The following is a 15,140-nucleotide window of genomic DNA, read 5'->3' as shown; positions in this document are numbered from 1 at the left end:
CGTCCTCGATGTCGGCGAGCTTGAGCCAGCGGTGCAGACACGACTCGGAGATCCCGAAGTCCTTCGCGATCTGCGCGATGGGCGCCTCACCCTTGCGGGCGACCGCGACCACGTCACGGCGGAACTCCGGCGGGAACGCTTTCGGCATGACAGACATCCTTCCAGCGAGGAACGCATCCTCACAGGTCAGGAGTCAACCGAACCGGGGGCAGTCCCCATGTCTGCCCGCACCGGGTTGACGCCGCCACGGAGGCGTTGGTGTGTGAGCTGCGGCGGGATCATCCGCGGTGGGGTCCGCGTCGGTTGCGGTTCGAGGCCGGGCGTCGTGGTGTGACTCCTGCGCCGGCTCGGGCGACGGTGTATCGGATCCTGCGGCGCAACAATCTCGTTCCGGCGGTGCCGCGTAAGCGCCGGCGGGAGGACTATCGGCGGTGGGAACGCCCGGAGCCGATGGAGTTGTGGCAGATGGACATCGTCGGCGGGGTCCTCCTCGCTGACGGCAGCGAGGCGAAGGTCATCACCGGGCTGGACGACCACTCTCGCTACTGCGTCATCGCCACGGTGGTGCGTCGGGCCACCGGCCGGGCCGTCTGCGCCGCGTTCGCCGCCGCCCTGACCCGCTTCGGGATGCCGGGTGAGGTGCTGACGGACAACGGCAAGCAGTTCACCGGCCGGTTCACCAAGCCCCGCCCGGGTGAGGTGTTGTTCGAGCGGATCTGCCGGGAGAACGGCATCGTGGCCCGCAACACCAAACCCCGCACCCCGACCACCACCGGGAAGGTGGAACGGTTCCACCAGAGCCTGCAGGGTGAGTGCCTGGACGGGCGGGTGTTCGCCACCCTGGAGGAGGCCCAGGCCGCGGTGGACCTGTTCGTCGCCGAATACAACTACGACCGGCCCCACCAGGGCATTGACGACGCCTTCCCCGCCGACCGGTTCCACCGGCCCATTCCAGGCCGAGACCGAACCGTGGCGGAGACCCTGCCTCTGCGTCTGCCGGCCGGGTTGCTGCCCACCGCACCGCCAGCCCCGAGGAAGCCGCCGTCTGTCGAGGTCGACACGTCGCTGACCGTGTCCACCGGCCGGCCGCAGCCGGTGCAGCTGGTCCGGGTCGTGCCACCGTCGGGCAACCTGACCGTCGCCCAGCAGCAGGTGTGGCTCGGCCCCGCCCTCGCCGGCGCCTCAGTGACGATCTGGGTCGACACCGACCGGCTGCACGTCCTGACCGCCGACGGCGGCCGGATCAAGTCCAGCCCGTCCAGGCTGTCCCAGCGCGACCTGGCCCGCCTCCTGGCCGATGGCGGCGCACCCGCCGGACCGCCTCCGCTGCCACAGTCCGAATCACGGACCACCGCCGTCGAGATCGACAGGGTCGTCAACGCCTGCGGCGGCATCAGCATCGCCGGCCGGCAGATCAGCGTCGGCATGCCCCTTGCCGGCCAACGCATCCGGGTCCGCCTCGACGGAATCCTCTTGCACGTCATCGACGACGCCGGGCAGCTGCGCCGCACCCTGCGCTGCCCACTGCCGCCCACGGCGCTCGGCCGCATCCGCGATGCCCGACCGGCCTCCCCGGTCCCACCACCGGCCACCGCCCCGACGGTTGAGCGGGTCGTGTCGGTCAACGGCAGCTTCCAGATCGCCGGACAGAAGATCCAAGTCGGGAAGGTCCACGCCCGCAAACTCGTCACCGTCGCCCTCGACGAGCACACCATCACCGTCTACGACGCCGACAGCCCGATCACAGCCGTGCCCCGCCGTAGCACCACCGACCTGAACCGCACCAGAGCCAAACACCAGATCACCATCCCGGGTCAAGCTCAGCAGCCTCGCCATCGTCTGTGACAAGGCAGCTTCTCATTGGCTATGCGGTCGACCTCAACCCGAGCGCGCTGTGTTCGACGAGGCCCGCGGGAAGGTCGGTGCGTCCAGACTCCTGCGACGTCAGCGCGACAAGCTCGGCGCGCAGATCCACGGCGGGCTCACCGAGCACGATCGCGCTGAGCACAAGCTCGACCATCACCCGGTCGTATCGATCGGAGCTGCGACGGTAACGCGACGGATCGGACTCCACCACCGCCGCTGAGATACGCCAACCACCGCCAACGGGCGAGAACGATGCCTCGAAGATCCCGTTGCCCGTCCAGCTGCGATGCAGGAACGCGACCTGATCCTCAACGAACACGTTCCACTTCTCGTCCATGCCGCGAGCCTCGTAACCGAGCTTGATCCGTTCCCACTGCTCGTCGGACCACGTGCGGGTCGGGAGTTCGGCCATCGGCATCGGCGCCACCATCGGCAACACGTGCCGCAACGACGACCGGGTGACCGGCGACGGTTCGATCATCAGCAGATCGTAGGGGCGCAACGGCTGACAGGACCAGGCCGCCTCAGAAGCCTGACACCCTTACCATCGACCGCAAGCACCGGACCTATTCGATCACGACCTGGTGTCAAGCGTCCTGCGACGCCGTTCCGTCAACCATCATGCGAGACCAGGCACGCCGGCAGACACGCCGGCAGACACGCCGGCAGCTGGCCGTGTCCTCCGTCGACTGATGTGCGGCACGCGTCCGCCAACTGATCTGCGACACATCAGCGCGCTGATCGCGGCAGATCCGCGCACCTGACCTTGACCTTGGCATCAGGCTGGGACGTACATGATCTGCCACGATCACTGGCTGTCCAGCGCGTCGGCCTGGCGGCGGAGGTCTGCCGCGATGTCGTCCCAGTCGGGACCGTACATGTAGAGGCTTCCCGCCGCCTCGCGCATGAGCGACGGTTCGTCTGGTCGCTGCAGGAGAACAAGACGGTATGCGAGGTTACGGATCCAGACCGGCAGGTGGCCGTCGACCACATTCGGGCACAGTTCCCGCAACATGGCGAGGATGACATCCGCGTCCGCGAAAGTCAGCTCCTCGACAAAGTAGTGCTCCCGGTGTTCGCGATCGCACTCTGGCTTCGATCGATACTCATCACCATAGAGGCACCGGGCGTGCTCGGTCAGGGTGCCGTGCATGCCCGGAGCCTACGTGGCCGTGGACTGCGACATCCAACCCAACCTCATCACCGTGGGGGAAGGGCATCCACTCTTCGACACGGGCAGGCGGTGCGGCCAGGCGACCGTGACAGAACGGAGCGTCCGATCTGCGGCTATGAGCGGACGTCCGCGCACTACTCGTTGATGAGCTGCTCTCGAAGAATGTCTGCGTGCCCACAGTGCTGGGCGAGCTCGCGCAGCACGTGGAGATACACCCACCGCAGCGGAAGCGGGCCCCGCCGGTGCCCGTGAAGGATGTCGTCCAGGCCCAGGGATGACGTCGCATGGCGTGATGCTTCGCAGGCTTCGCGGTGTGCGTGCTGGACGGTGGCGATCGTGTCGTCGTCATCGAGGATGAACGACTCGTCTGACGTCGCAGGGATGCCGATCTCAGCGCGCGACCGGCACGTGACGGCTTCGTCAAACCAGACCTTCTCGACGAAAGTCGCGTGCTTCACAAGACCCAGCAGCGTGGTCCGGGAGGCCACCAACGATCGGCGCACCTGTTCCTCTGTCAGCCCGTCCAAGCAGCCATTGAGCGCGCCGCGGTGCTCGTCGAGGAACGCCTCGAACTGGCCACGGGCTGGCTGTGCGACGACTTGGTCGGCGAAGGTAGGCGGGTAGGAAGGCATGGGCGAAGCATTCCAGACCGTCGCCCAGGAGCAACTAGCGGACATCGGCACGAGCGGAAGGCAGTTGTCGCGACCGGCTACGGACCACCCGAGGAGTACACGGTGGCCGACGTGCCGGTGCCCCAGCCCGGGCCGGGTCAGGTCCAGGTCCGGATCGTCGCAGCGTCGATCAACCCGGCGGACGTCCGGCTGCCCAGCGGGGAGTTCCGCGACACCGTGCCACTGCGGTTTCCTCACGTGCCCGGCAACGACTTCGCCGGCACGGTCAGCGAGGTCGGCGCCGGCGTGACCGCGTACCGCGTAGGTGACGAGATCTTCGGCCAGGCCGTGCCTCGGGTGCTGCGCGCGATGGCCGGTGCTACCCGGCCGTCGCTGAGCACCGGCTCGCTTGCCGAGTACGCGGTCTTCGAGGCCGACACCCCGTTTCTGGCGCGCCGCCCGGCGGCCTCAACGTAGAGCAGGCGGCGGCCCTGCCCACCATCGGCCTGACCGCACGGGCGCTGATGGCCACCGCCGAGGTGCAGCCCGGCGAAACCGTCCTGGTCGTCGGCGCTACCGGCGGTGTCGGTACGGCGGTGGTCCCGCTACTCGCTCACGCAAAGGCGCGGGTGATCGCTACCGCGACCGCTGATGCCGACATCCTTCGAGCTCTCGGCGCTGACGAGACCATCGGGTACGCGGAATCCGAGTACCCCTCCGACGTTGACGTCGCGTTCAACCTGACCCTGCCGGGCGACCACCTTGCCGGAGTTGCCAGCGCCATACGCCCCGGCGGACGCCTCCTCACGATCACCTATCCGGTACCGCAGCAGGAGTGGATCGGGCGCGACGACGTCGGTCTGGCTTTCGTGCTGGACATGGACGGCGCCTTCGGCGGGATGCGCGAGGTCGGTGAACTGGCGATCCGCGGCGACCTGTCGGCCACCATCGGCCGCCGCTACACCCTTGACGATGGCGTTCAAGCATGCGTCGACTTCGTCCGCCTGCACACGACCGGCAAGCTGGTCGTCACGATGTGAAACCGGCTGTCCTGTGCCTTTTCCTGCAAGTCCAACCGTCCGACACCACCAGCGACAGGATCACCACGTGACAACCGACATCCGCCAACTCCGACAAGCCTTCGACGACGCCGAGCTGCACGCCGATACCGATCGCTTGAACACCCTGCTGGCGGATGACTTCGTGTCCATCGGCGAGCGGGGCTTCCAGCTTGACAAACGGCAGTGGATCGAGCGACACGCTGACTTCGCTTACCTCTCCCTGGAGACAGCCGAGTTGGACGTGCGCTACTACGACCGCGCCGCGATCGTGCGCTGCGTTCAGCGCAGCCGGGCGACCTGGCGTGGTGAGGTGATGACGCTGGCAGTCCGACTGAGTCAGGTGTGGATCGAACTGCCCGACGGATGGCAACTCGCCGGCATCCAGTTCAGTTCACTCGACGCAGCCTGAACGCTTCACCTGCCAACCCGACTCGCCGCCGGGCCTTCGCGCTAGCCGTTCGCGGGCACCACCCCGGCGGAGTACGAGCCGACCAGGGTGGCGTCGTCGCGGGCGGGACCGACGGCCAGCCGGTCGCCGAAGGCGCGTTGAAACTCCTGGAAGGCAGCCAGTTCTGGCAGGCCCTCACCGTCGACTACGTGGACGAAGGTGACGCCGTCGGCCAGCCGGAAGGAGCTGTAGTGCAGGCCGGGTGGTGCCGTGCTCGCCAGCTCTGCGAAGACGTTCTTGATCAGGCGCTGGTTCTCGTCGGCGGCCTCGGGCTTGGTCTGGTAGCGGATCACTGCTGCGGTCATCACGGTTCTCCTCAGTCGTTGGCTGTCACTTCTTCTGACCGCGCCAACACCCCGAACTCATCGCCGCGATGAGTTCGGTCCTCCGCCGCTGTCAGTACCAGTGACAGCGAACGTCTGGAGGACCTTAGTGAGCAGCAAGGAACGGATAACCGTCGAGCAGCGCTGGGTGCTGGGCCTGACCTCGATCGGCTCGGTGATGGTGGCGCTCGACGTCCTGGTGGTCGCGGCGGCGCTGACCACCATCAGGCAGGATCTCGGCGCATCGATCGAACAGCTGGAGTGGACGGTGAACGCCTACAGCCTCAGCTTCGCGATGCTGTTGGTGACCGCGGCGGCGATCGGCGACCGGTGGGGCCGGCGCCGGACGTTCGCAGCCGGCCTGGCCCTCTTCTCCGTCGCGTCGATCGCGTGTGCGCTGGCGACCTCGGTGCCGTTACTGATCGCCGCCCGGACCTTCCAGGGAATCGGCGCGGCGGTCGTGATGCCGTTGGCGATGAGCCTGCTCGGTGCTGCCTTCCCGCCTGAACGCCGCGGCCGGGCGATCGGCATCTTCAGCGGCCTGACCGGTCTGGCGGTGCTGGGCGGTCCGATGATCGGTGGTGCCGTGACCGAAGGGCTCGCCTGGCAATGGATCTTCTGGATCAACGTGCCAGTCGGTGCCCTGGCGATTCCCCTCGTCCTCCGGTGGATTCCCGAGAGCAGGGGAGCAGCTCGCCGGCTCGATCCGGGCGGAGCGATGCTGATCACCCTCGCCGTCCTCGGCGTCGTCTGGGGCGTCGTCCGCGGGGCCGCAGCGGGCTGGAACAGCCCGGAGGTGATCGGTTCGTTCGTGCTCGGAGGCCTCCTGCTGCTGGGGTTCCTGGCCTGGGAGAGGCGCGCGCCGCAGCCGATGGTGCCGCTGACGTTCTTCCGGTCGAGGGCGTTCTCGGCCGGCAACGCATCCGGCTTCTTCCTGACCGCGGCGCTCTTCGGTGCCGTGTTCTTCCTCGCCCAGTTCATGCAAGCTGCCTTCGGCTCCGGTCCTTTGAAGGCTGGGCTGCAACTCCTGCCATGGACGGCCACGCTGTTCTTGGTAGCGCCCATCGCCGGCCGTCTGGTGGATCGGATCGGTGAACGTCCGCTGGTGGTGACCGGGCTGGCCTTGCAAGCGGTCGGCATGTTCTGGATCAGCCAGGTCAGCAGCAGCACGATCCACTACTCCGAACTGGTGCTGCCGCTCATCGTGGCCGGTTGCGGCGTCTCGATGGCGATGCCGGCGACGCAAAGCGCCAGCATCGGAGCACTGCCACGCGAAGCCGTCGGAATCGCCTCCGGCATCTACAGCATGATGCGGCAGCTCGGCGGCGTCGCCGGAGTCGCCGTACTGGCCGCGGTGTTCGCCGCCGCCGGGGGCTACGAGTCCTTCACCACCGCATTCACCCGAGCCTTGGCCGTCTGCGGCGTACTCTCGCTGCTCGGAGCACTCGCAGGACTCGGGATCGCCATGCGGCGTAGTACAAGTCCGGGTGCACTGGTTGCTCGGCAGGAACCGGTCCGGGAGTTGGCATGAACCTGGAGGACGAGTTCGCGCAGTACCGGGGTGAGCTGGTCGCGCACTGCTACCGGATGCTCGGGTCGCTGCACGACGCGGAGGACGCAGCGCAGGAGACGTACCTGCGGGCGTGGCGGGGGTTTGCGGAGTTCGAGCAGCGCTCGTCGGTCAGGACCTGGCTCTACCGGATCGCGACCCGGGTTTGCCTGAACGCCTTGCAGCACACCAGTCGCCGGATGGTGCCGTCGGCATTAGGTGCTCCCGGCACCGACCCGGATGACCTGGAGGCGCAGGCCCTGGAGACCAGCTGGCTGGAGCCGTTCCCGGACCTGCTGTTGAGCGCTGACCCGGCTCTGGTCGTGGGGACTCGGCAGAGCCTCAGACTGGCGATGGTTGCCGCGCTGCAGCACCTGACGCCGCGGCAGCGCGCAGTGCTGATTTTGCGGGATGTGCTTGCTTGGCAGGCGTCTGAGGTAGCCGGTCTGCTCGACACGACCACTGCAGCGGTCAACAGCTCGCTCCAGAGGGCTCGTGCCGAGCTGGCCAAGCTCGCACCCGCTGAGGACCAGTTCAGCGAACCAGACGAGCCTGTACGTCGTGCCCTGCTCGACCAGTACGCCAAGGCCTTCGAGAAGGCGGACCTGGTCGCTCTGGAAGGTCTGCTGACTCAAGACACCCGGTGGGAGATGCCGCCGATCCCGACTTGGTTCAACGGTCGCGACAACGTACTGCGCTTGCTCAGGGCGAAGATGGCGCCAGGGGAGGGCGTGCGGATCATGGTGGAGACGTCCGCGAACGGGCAACCGGCGTTCGCGTGGTACACCCGCGGCCGCGACGGCGCCTTCCACGCGCACTCGATCCAGGTGCTGACCTTGACCAAAGCAGGCGTGTCCTCGGTGCTTGCCTTCCATCGGGCAGACCTGTTCGGCTCCTTCGGCCTCCCGATCGACCGTTTTTTACAGACGTGAAGGCGCGGCCGGCGGCCCCTTGGGGCCGGATGACATGATCCCAGCGATGGTGAGCACCGACGCCGTCATGCGCCCAAACTCCTCGGTAACCCGGCTCGCCAGCGCGCGAGTGGTGCCCGCGCCAATAGAGGAACCCCACAGCGGCCGGGATCTCGTCCGCATATGTGGCCGCTATGTAATGGCGCACGCTTCTCGGCACGAGCGGACGCTGACCGGGCGCGCGGTCAGCGGCAGATGTGGACGTCCAAGGGTCATATGTGGAGGACGTGGGCGACTAGTCACCGACGAATGTCCCGCGCATACTGCTTAGTGACAGAGCCGCCGCACGGGGTCCGGTGAGACACGGAGTCACCCATACCGCAGGCGCAGCGCTGGCGATCGCCGCCGGAGCGGATGCACCGTTCATCGTCGCCGGCGGATGAGATCGGAACACCGCAGACCGGTCACCGTCGACTGATCGTCGGGTCCCGTCAGGCGCACCGGGATCGGTGCGGTTTACGCGGAGGTGGCCATGTACTCAGCGGCGAAGGTTCGCACCGTTCTGGCGGCCGGGACGCTCGGCCTTGCCATGGTCGCCTGCCAGTCCTCGCACGCCCCCGCGCCCGGGCCGTCCACCCCTGATGCGGCACGCTCAATCTGGTCCGCGCCCGGTGGGTCGGGTGGGGGACGGGTGGCATCGCCGCCCACATCGACCGCGTCGCCGCCCACGAAGGCCCCGGGCACGTTACCCGCGCCGGTACCGTCCGTGCCGGGGCCGACCAGGTCGGCCGACCTGACCAGGTGGCAACTGGCCGGGCAGCGGATCATCTACTCGTATCCCGGGTTGACACCACCGGCTAGCCTGTTGAGGATCATCCGCGCCGGTGAGGCCGCCGGGGTGATCTTCTTCGGGGAGAACATCGCCGGCACCGCCCAGATCAGCTCGGTGATCGCCCAGTTGCGACGAGCCCAGGCGCAAAGCCCCGTCCACGTGCCGCTGCTGCTGATGGTCGACCAGGAGGGTGGCCTGATCCGGCGGCTGCCGGGGGCGCCCGTGCTGTCGGAGAAGCAGATCGGCCAGTCCGCCGATCCGGTGGCCGGGGCGGCCGCGGCGGGCACCGGAGCCGGCCGCACCCTTGCCGCAGTGGGCATGAACGTCAACCTCGCCCCGGTTCTCGACGTCTACTCCACTGCGGGCAACTTCGTCGACCAGTACCAGCGCTCCTACAGCGCGAACCCCGGCACCGTCGCGCCCCTGGGGCGGGCGTTCATCACCGCCCAGCAGCGCACCGGCGTGGCCGCCACGGCCAAGCACTTCCCCGGATTGGGACGGGCGGCAACGGCCCAGAACACTGACACCGGGCCGATCACCCTGTCCCAGTCGCTTGCCGGGTTGCGCGGCACCGACGAGTTCCCGTACTCAGCCGCCGTAGCCAGCGGCGTCGACCTCGTCATGGTGTCCTGGGCCATCTACCCGGCGCTGGACCCGAACCGCCCGGCCGGCCTGTCGCCGACCGTGGTCAGGCAGGAACTGCGCGGCCGCATCGGGTTTACCGGGGTGACCGTCACCGACGCCCTGGAGGCCGGTGCGCTGGCTGGCTACGGCAGCACCGGCCAGCGCGCGGTCGCCGCCGCGACCGCCGGCATGGACCTCATCCTGTGCTCCGCCCGTGACGTCAGCCAGGGCGAAGCCGCCACCGCCGCCCTGGTCAACGCCCAGACCGGGGGCCAGCTCGACTCCACCAGCTTCATCGCCGCGGCGGATCGGATCGCCGCCCTGCGGGCCCGTCTCCATTGACTGTCTAGTGAGGTTTTCCTCGGGTGTGGACACCGGGTTGTGCCGCGAACGGGGTGCAGGTGTCCGATCTCAGGTGGTCACTTCACGTGAGTGACAGGTCCGGCTGCCGCTTGCCGGCTGCCGGATTGCCTGGTCTCAGAGGCCCCGGCGGGGGCCTCGGATGACGCTTGAGGTCCGCGGCAAGTCCGGATAGCCGTGCAGTCCTACGCCTCGCTGGGTCATTCTCCCCCTGAGCAGCACGGCCAGTCCATGCCAGACGGCGCGTTCGGTCGATCCACCGGTTGGGTAGATGGAAGGAATCAGCCGAGGGAGACCAGCATGAAGATCGTCATCTCGCTCATCCCGGTTGCATTCTTCGCCTACCTGATGATCGGCGGGATCATTGGTGCGCGTAATCGACGTCGCCACGGCAACGATCCGTATGCCCCGGCGAACCTTGATCCGCTGGTGCGCGGATGGAGACGTCGCCGGTTCAACCAGGGCAAGAGCGACAACTGGTTGACGCGTACTCATGTGCAGTTCGACGGCAGCGGGCGGGGGCCGTTCGTCAAGTTCTTTCCCAAGACCACCGCGCCGAGTCGTGCGCCGAGGTCCATGGATGCTGATCAGCGCGAGTCGAAGGGACCCGGCGGCGGATGAACCGTGCCGGCATCGCGTGGTCGCAGGCAACGGGCGACACGGCAGACACAGCGTGCCCGCCCGACCAAGTCATCTGCGGAGCATGACCCCGACAGACCCGCCAGGCCGAGCGGACAAGGGCAGATTCGAATGAGCGCTGGGTTGGGCTCGCAGCCCCACGCCCGCTCAGCAGTCAAACACCGACCAGCAGATGTCGTTCCGCAACCGCTGGTCGTCGAGCACGAGCTCCCGGATCGCCTCCGGGAGTTGGTCACGCTGCCATCGGCACTCGAGTCGCCCTGCGGCATCGCTCTCGCCTTCCAGCGCGGCAGCACCTGCGGCCTTGATCGCATAGGCGGCCGCACCGAGTTGGTGCGCGGCGACGTGTGCGACGGCCCCCGCCTGGCCAGCAGCGTACGCGGCATGCCGTGCTGCCCCACGCAGGTCTCTGGCCGCGCCCATTGCATGGCCGCCCGCCGCGCGAGCCTGCATCATCTTGACCCCACCACGCACCCAGGCGCGGGCGTGCTCGATCGCTTCACGTGGTCGCGGGTCCTCAGGCTGAACCGACTCGAACAGGTGAAGGACGTGCTCCGCGCACGACGCCGCCCAAAGAGCGAGCAGATGATGATCCGAATCAGTGAGGGTCCCACCGCGACGAAGCGTGATGAAGCGAGGGTCCCGAACCTTCGGGAGGATCATGCTTGGGCGCTCCTTCTAAGGGGACGGGCCGCATCGTCAACCGTAGCGTCGTTCGAGCACCAGAGCGGGCCTTCGGGCGCCGTGCGCCCTGACCCGGAATTCCCTCACACATCCTGTACTCGGCATAGGCGCGCGACCAGCGGCAGATGAGGTTGACTGATCACGGCGTCGGCCCATGTGCTGGCCGGTTGGCGCCAGGCGCGGTATACGGTGCAGATCATGCGAGTCCTGCAGTGCGCCCGTTTCGGCGGCCCCGAAGTTCTGAACCTTGTCCATGTGTCGGAGCCGGTGGCAGTCGATGGGCAACTGCTCATCGACGTAAGCGCGGCAGGAGTCAACTTCGCCGATACCAGCCGCATCGCCCGGTCCTATCATCCGGCACCCGAGCTACCGTTCATCCCCGGCACGGAGGTGGTCGGGCGGACGACTGACGGCCGTCGCGTGCTCGCGCCGATCTTCGGCGGTGGTGGCTTCGCTGAGCGTGCGGTCGTCGAAGACGCGGACGCCGTGGTGGTGCCCGATGGGGTGGGCGACGCCGAGGCGCTCGCGCTTCTCGTCCAGGGACTGACCGCCTGGCATGTACTGAAGAGCTGCGCGCGGATGCGCCGTGGCGAGACGGTCGTCGTCAACGCCGCGGCCGGCGGTGTCGGCTCGCTCGCTGTGCAGCTCGCCAAGCACTTCGGTGCCGGGCGTGTCATCGCGACAGCCTCCACGGACGCCAGACGCGACCTGGCGCTCTCGCTAGGCGCGGACGTCGCCGTGTCCAGCGACGCGGACGGTTACGCCGAGCGGGTCCTCGACGCCAACGACGGCATGCCGGTGGACATCGTCCTCGAATCGATCGGCGGCCGCGTGTTCAGCGCCGGCCTCGATATCCTGGCGAATTTCGGACGTTTGGTCACCTTCGGCAATGCCTCCCGCGAAGGCCGTCCGCCCGTCGACCCGGGTGCCCTCGCGGACCGCAACACCGCCGTGATGGGCTTCTGGCTGCGACCGGCCCTCACCGTTCCCGGCACCTATGCGGAGCCGTTAACCGAGATGTTCGCGCTCACCGCTGCCGGAGTGCTGAAGCCGATGGTCCATGCCGCATATCCCCTTGAGGACGCCCGCCGTGCCTTCGAGGATCTCCTCGCCCGCAGAACCACCGGCAAGGTAACCCTGCGTCCCTGAGCTTTGAGCCCACATCGAGCCAGGACGCCGATCGGGCCCGCTCTGCCGCAGGCCCGCTCTGCCCAAGCAACCTCCGGCAGCACAGCGAATGTCGTCGCTCAACTGGGTTGAGGGGAACACCCTCTTCTCGGCACGTCCCGACGGCAGCCGGGCCAGCTCGGCGTGACGCTGCGTAGCGCGCGGATCGCGGCTAGAAGCGTGCACGTGATTTTGTTCGCGGATACCAGCGAACTGTCTGGTGCAGTAGGCAGTCTACGAACGTGTCGTTTCTTGTCCGAGGGCGCGAGTGAGGCGGCGGACGGCCTCGTCCATGAGGTGGGGTGGGGCTGCGGCGTACGTCAGGCGCAGGTGCGGCGCCGGGGGTTCGGCCGCGTACCAGGGGCGGCCGGGGAAGACGATGACGCCTTCGGCGGCAGCTGCGGCGGCCAGGGCGCCGTCGTCGGTGCTGTCGGGCAGGCGGGCCCACAGGTGCAGGCCGCCGCGTGGGATCGCCGGTGGGGCGAGTCCCGGCAGGTGCCGGTGCAGTGCGGTCAGCAGCGCCTCGCGCCGTGCCCGAAGCGCGGTGCGCAGGGCGCGGCGGTGCCGCGTCCAGGCCGGCGCGGTGACGAACTCCAGCGTGGCCTGCTGCAGCGGGCCGGCGACGAAGAAGTCGTCGAGCAACCTGCCCGAGCGCAGCCGGGCGCCGGCTGGGCCGCGGGCGCCGATCGCGGCGACACGTAGGCCGGGAGCGGCGGACTTGGTCAGTGAGCGCAGATAGATCACGTGCCCGTCAGGGTCATCGGCGGCCAGCGGTGGCGGGGCTTCTCCATCGATGGCGAGGTCGCGCGCGTAGTCGTCCTCGATCAGGAAAGCTCCGGCGTCGCGTATGGCGTCGGCGACCTCAGCTCGGCGGTGAGCTGTCAGTGTCGCACCGGTCGGGTTGGCGTAGAGCGGTTGGCAGTAGAACAGTCGCGCGCCGGTGCGAGCGAACGCGGCGGCGAGTTGGTCGGGCAGTACGCCGTCGGCGTCGGCGGGCACCGGTACTACCCGCAGCCCAGCCGCCCGGGCCGCGGCCAGCGCCCCCAAATAGGTCGGGGACTCGACGAGCAGGGTGTCGCCGGGTGCGGCAAGAGCGCGTAACGCGGACGACAGCGCCGCCTGCCCGCCCGGGCAAATCACCATGTCGTCGGCGCGCAGCCGGGCCCCGGCCTCACGGGCGAACCAGGCTCGTAGGTCCTCACGCCCCTCGGCCGGCCCGCGCTGCCAGGCCGCGGGCTGCCGGGCGGCGCGGGCGAGCGCGGCGCCGAGCGCCGCAGCCGGCTGCAGATCTGCGTCCAGGTAGCCGCCAGACAGCGGAATCGCTCCCGGCCGCGGTAACGCGAGTAGCGCCTGCATCTCATCCTCGCCCGATCTGCGGGCACCGAGCGCCACCGTCTGCCACGACAGGTCGGGGGCGCGCCGCTCGTTCGGCATTGCGGCCACGAAGGTGCCCTTCCCCGGTCGCGTCTCGATCAGCCCTTGCGCCACCAGCTGTCGGACCGCCTCGGCGACGGTCACCGGCGAGGCCTGGTGCCGGGCGGTCAACTCGCGCACCGAGGGCAGCCGTGTTCCGGGGTCTGCGGCGGCCACGAGCCCGCGCAGATCTTGGATAACGCGGGCCACTGCGTTACCGTCGTCCATGAGAGACAAGAGTAGCGCTACTGTCGCAACCACGGTAACGGCGGATCGGGTCATCGGCCTCACGCTCGGCGCGCTGGGCGTGCTCGCCTTCAGCATGTCGCTACCCGCCACCCGCGTCGCCGTGCAGGAACTCGACCCGTGGTTCGTCGCCTTCGGCCGGGCCGTCGGTGCGGCGCTACTGGCATGGGCGTACCTACGTTTCACCGGCGCGCCGCGGCCCACCCGGAGCCAGTGGCGGCGGCTGCCGATCGTCGCCCTTGGCGTCGTCGTCGGCTTCCCGCTTTTCACCTCGCTGGCACTGACCACCCAGACGTCCGCACACGGTGCGGTCGTCATTACCGTGCTGCCCGCCATGACCGCCGTGTTCGCGGTACTGCGGGCCGGCGAGCGCCCACCGCTGCTGTTCGGGGTCGCCAGCGTCGGCGGGCTGGTGGCGGTCCTCGCCTTCTTGATCACCAGCGGGGCGGTGCGCGGCGCACTGTCGGCCGCCGACCTGTTCCTGCTCGCGGCGGTCGTCCTGTGTGGGCTGGGATACGCCGAGGGCGGCGCGCTCGCCCGGGAACTGGGCGGCGCACGGACGATCTGCTGGGCGCTGCTGCTCTCGCTGCCTGTCACCCTGCTCATCACGCTGGTCGCCGCCTCGGCTCACCCGCCGCGCGCCGACGCCGCCGCTTGGTCGGCGTTCGGATACCTCACCGCGATTTCCATGTTCCTGGGCTTTTTCGCCTGGTACGCAGGTCTGGCCCGAGGTGGCATCGCCCAGGTCGGCCAGATCCAGCTCGCACAGCCGGTACTCACCCTGCTCTGGTCCGCGCTACTGCTCGGAGAGACCGTCACCCCTGCCTCGATCGGGGCGGCGCTGGTCGTGCTGGCCTGCGTCGTACTGATCCAGCGCACCCGCAGCGCGCGCGCAACAGACCAGGACGCCACCGCCCACGCGGTGCACCGCACCCTTCCAGCCCCATGCGCGGGGGCCGCTCCCGGCGCAAGGCATTCCCGCGAGCGGCCGACCACACCCATCAATCCCTGAACTTGTGGACGTGACGGACCCGGCCACACTCAACGCGGCACGACCGGACGCCGGCTCGATCCGCTTGCCGTGACGCGGCATAGCGCACGGTCGGCGGCAGACATCCTATGTTTTTCGTTGTCAAGAACTGGGGTGGAGATGGGCCCAGGCAGTTGTCTCGTCGTAGGCGGCGCCGGTCTTGAGGCAGCCGTGCAGGATGCCGACGAGGCGATTGCCGAGT

16 protein-coding genes and 1 pseudogene are annotated in these 15,140 nt (G+C 68.7%); 10 read left to right on the top strand and 7 right to left on the bottom strand.

Annotated features, from left to right (window positions below):
* The coding region (locus DKL51_RS13450; RefSeq protein ID WP_148097714.1) for a transposase at positions 1-148 on the bottom strand (148 nt) is incomplete at its 3' end.
* A 62-nt stretch (positions 149-210) separates the two neighbouring features.
* Between DKL51_RS13450 and DKL51_RS13445 the strand changes: the two are divergent.
* Positions 211-1,845 (top strand): annotated as a pseudogene (locus tag DKL51_RS13445) (IS481 family transposase); the annotation flags it as partial.
* A gap of 19 nt (positions 1,846-1,864) precedes the next feature.
* Here the strand turns inward: DKL51_RS13445 and DKL51_RS13440 are convergent.
* The 3 genes from DKL51_RS13440 to DKL51_RS13430 form a co-directional block, all read right to left on the bottom strand.
* On the bottom strand, positions 1,865-2,347 hold the full coding sequence (locus DKL51_RS13440) for a hypothetical protein (protein WP_109947417.1): 483 nt from the start codon (positions 2,345-2,347) through the stop codon (positions 1,865-1,867).
* A 327-nt stretch (positions 2,348-2,674) separates the two neighbouring features.
* Positions 2,675-3,019 (bottom strand): hypothetical protein, encoded by a 345-nt coding sequence (locus DKL51_RS13435; protein ID WP_109966066.1) that lies wholly within the window; start codon positions 3,017-3,019, stop codon positions 2,675-2,677.
* Between the two features lie 155 nt (positions 3,020-3,174).
* Positions 3,175-3,672: a DinB family protein gene (locus tag DKL51_RS13430; protein WP_109946850.1), complete on the bottom strand. Its 498-nt coding sequence runs from the start codon at positions 3,670-3,672 to the stop codon at positions 3,175-3,177.
* Positions 3,673-3,774: 102 nt separating this feature from the next.
* Here DKL51_RS13430 and DKL51_RS36315 point away from each other — a divergent pair, with 102 nt between their 5' ends.
* From DKL51_RS36315 to DKL51_RS13420, 3 genes are all read left to right on the top strand, one after another.
* Positions 3,775-4,128, top strand: a complete 354-nt coding sequence (locus DKL51_RS36315) for an alcohol dehydrogenase catalytic domain-containing protein (protein WP_260428472.1) — start codon at positions 3,775-3,777, stop codon at positions 4,126-4,128.
* Between the two features lie 47 nt (positions 4,129-4,175).
* Positions 4,176-4,691, top strand: a complete 516-nt coding sequence (locus DKL51_RS36310) for a zinc-binding dehydrogenase (protein WP_260428471.1) — start codon at positions 4,176-4,178, stop codon at positions 4,689-4,691.
* A 67-nt stretch (positions 4,692-4,758) separates the two neighbouring features.
* Positions 4,759-5,121: a nuclear transport factor 2 family protein gene (locus tag DKL51_RS13420; RefSeq protein WP_221623173.1), complete on the top strand. Its 363-nt coding sequence runs from the start codon at positions 4,759-4,761 to the stop codon at positions 5,119-5,121.
* Positions 5,122-5,162: 41 nt separating this feature from the next.
* On the opposite strand, the gene DKL51_RS13415 is transcribed toward DKL51_RS13420, so the two are convergent.
* The gene (locus DKL51_RS13415; RefSeq protein ID WP_124812113.1) at positions 5,163-5,465 is read right to left on the bottom strand and encodes a hypothetical protein; all 303 of its coding nucleotides are present in this window, start codon (positions 5,463-5,465) and stop codon (positions 5,163-5,165) included.
* A 127-nt stretch (positions 5,466-5,592) separates the two neighbouring features.
* Here DKL51_RS13415 and DKL51_RS13410 point away from each other — a divergent pair, with 127 nt between their 5' ends.
* The 4 genes from DKL51_RS13410 to DKL51_RS13395 all read left to right on the top strand — a co-directional run bounded on the left by DKL51_RS13410 (position 5,593) and on the right by DKL51_RS13395 (position 10,380).
* Positions 5,593-7,014, top strand: coding sequence for an MFS transporter (locus DKL51_RS13410; protein ID WP_124812112.1), 1,422 nt, complete (start codon positions 5,593-5,595; stop codon positions 7,012-7,014).
* A complete protein-coding gene (locus tag DKL51_RS13405) occupies positions 7,011-7,964 on the top strand; it encodes a sigma-70 family RNA polymerase sigma factor (protein ID WP_109946849.1) in 954 nt (317 codons plus the stop codon). The genes DKL51_RS13410 and DKL51_RS13405 overlap by 4 nt, the downstream gene beginning before the upstream one ends.
* Before the next feature lie 745 nt (positions 7,965-8,709).
* The gene (locus tag DKL51_RS13400; RefSeq protein WP_207786340.1) at positions 8,710-9,741 is read left to right on the top strand and encodes a glycoside hydrolase family 3 N-terminal domain-containing protein; all 1,032 of its coding nucleotides are present in this window, start codon (positions 8,710-8,712) and stop codon (positions 9,739-9,741) included.
* A gap of 318 nt (positions 9,742-10,059) precedes the next feature.
* Entirely contained in the window at positions 10,060-10,380 is a 321-nt protein-coding gene (locus DKL51_RS13395; RefSeq protein ID WP_124812111.1) for a hypothetical protein, read from the top strand.
* Between the two features lie 165 nt (positions 10,381-10,545).
* On the opposite strand, the gene DKL51_RS13390 is transcribed toward DKL51_RS13395, so the two are convergent.
* Positions 10,546-11,061: a putative immunity protein gene (locus DKL51_RS13390; protein WP_109966069.1), complete on the bottom strand. Its 516-nt coding sequence runs from the start codon at positions 11,059-11,061 to the stop codon at positions 10,546-10,548.
* A 219-nt stretch (positions 11,062-11,280) separates the two neighbouring features.
* Here DKL51_RS13390 and DKL51_RS13385 point away from each other — a divergent pair, with 219 nt between their 5' ends.
* Positions 11,281-12,231: a quinone oxidoreductase family protein gene (locus DKL51_RS13385; RefSeq protein WP_109966073.1), complete on the top strand. Its 951-nt coding sequence runs from the start codon at positions 11,281-11,283 to the stop codon at positions 12,229-12,231.
* Positions 12,232-12,483: 252 nt separating this feature from the next.
* Here the strand turns inward: DKL51_RS13385 and DKL51_RS13380 are convergent, their stop codons facing one another.
* Positions 12,484-13,890 (bottom strand): aminotransferase-like domain-containing protein, encoded by a 1,407-nt coding sequence (locus tag DKL51_RS13380; protein ID WP_124812110.1) that lies wholly within the window; start codon positions 13,888-13,890, stop codon positions 12,484-12,486.
* Here DKL51_RS13380 and DKL51_RS13375 point away from each other — a divergent pair.
* Positions 13,889-14,920: a DMT family transporter gene (locus DKL51_RS13375; RefSeq protein WP_124812109.1), complete on the top strand. Its 1,032-nt coding sequence runs from the start codon at positions 13,889-13,891 to the stop codon at positions 14,918-14,920. The two genes, DKL51_RS13380 and DKL51_RS13375, sit on opposite strands and share 2 nt — an antisense overlap.
* Positions 14,921-15,140: the final 220 nt, after the last annotated feature.

It is taken from the genome of Micromonospora globispora, assembly GCF_003857015.1.
Lineage (GTDB): Bacteria > Actinomycetota > Actinomycetes > Mycobacteriales > Micromonosporaceae > Micromonospora > Micromonospora globispora.
Note: the sequence above shows the minus strand (reverse complement) of the source record. Positions and strands in the feature narration are given on the sequence as shown.

Coding starts and splice junctions, on each gene's coding strand:
- DKL51_RS13385 (WP_109966073.1), top strand. CDS start 11,281: ATGCGAGTCCTGCAGTGCGCCCGTTTCGGCGGCCCCGAAGTTCTGAAC.
- DKL51_RS13440 (WP_109947417.1), bottom strand. CDS start 2,347: ATGATCGAACCGTCGCCGGTCACCCGGTCGTCGTTGCGGCACGTGTTG.
- DKL51_RS13395 (WP_124812111.1), top strand. CDS start 10,060: ATGAAGATCGTCATCTCGCTCATCCCGGTTGCATTCTTCGCCTACCTG.
- DKL51_RS36310 (WP_260428471.1), top strand. CDS start 4,176: ATGGCCACCGCCGAGGTGCAGCCCGGCGAAACCGTCCTGGTCGTCGGC.
- DKL51_RS13375 (WP_124812109.1), top strand. CDS start 13,889: ATGAGAGACAAGAGTAGCGCTACTGTCGCAACCACGGTAACGGCGGAT.
- DKL51_RS13435 (WP_109966066.1), bottom strand. CDS start 3,019: ATGCACGGCACCCTGACCGAGCACGCCCGGTGCCTCTATGGTGATGAG.
- DKL51_RS13430 (WP_109946850.1), bottom strand. CDS start 3,672: ATGCCTTCCTACCCGCCTACCTTCGCCGACCAAGTCGTCGCACAGCCA.
- DKL51_RS13415 (WP_124812113.1), bottom strand. CDS start 5,465: ATGACCGCAGCAGTGATCCGCTACCAGACCAAGCCCGAGGCCGCCGAC.
- DKL51_RS13390 (WP_109966069.1), bottom strand. CDS start 11,061: ATGATCCTCCCGAAGGTTCGGGACCCTCGCTTCATCACGCTTCGTCGC.
- DKL51_RS13380 (WP_124812110.1), bottom strand. CDS start 13,890: ATGGACGACGGTAACGCAGTGGCCCGCGTTATCCAAGATCTGCGCGGG.
- DKL51_RS13405 (WP_109946849.1), top strand. CDS start 7,011: ATGAACCTGGAGGACGAGTTCGCGCAGTACCGGGGTGAGCTGGTCGCG.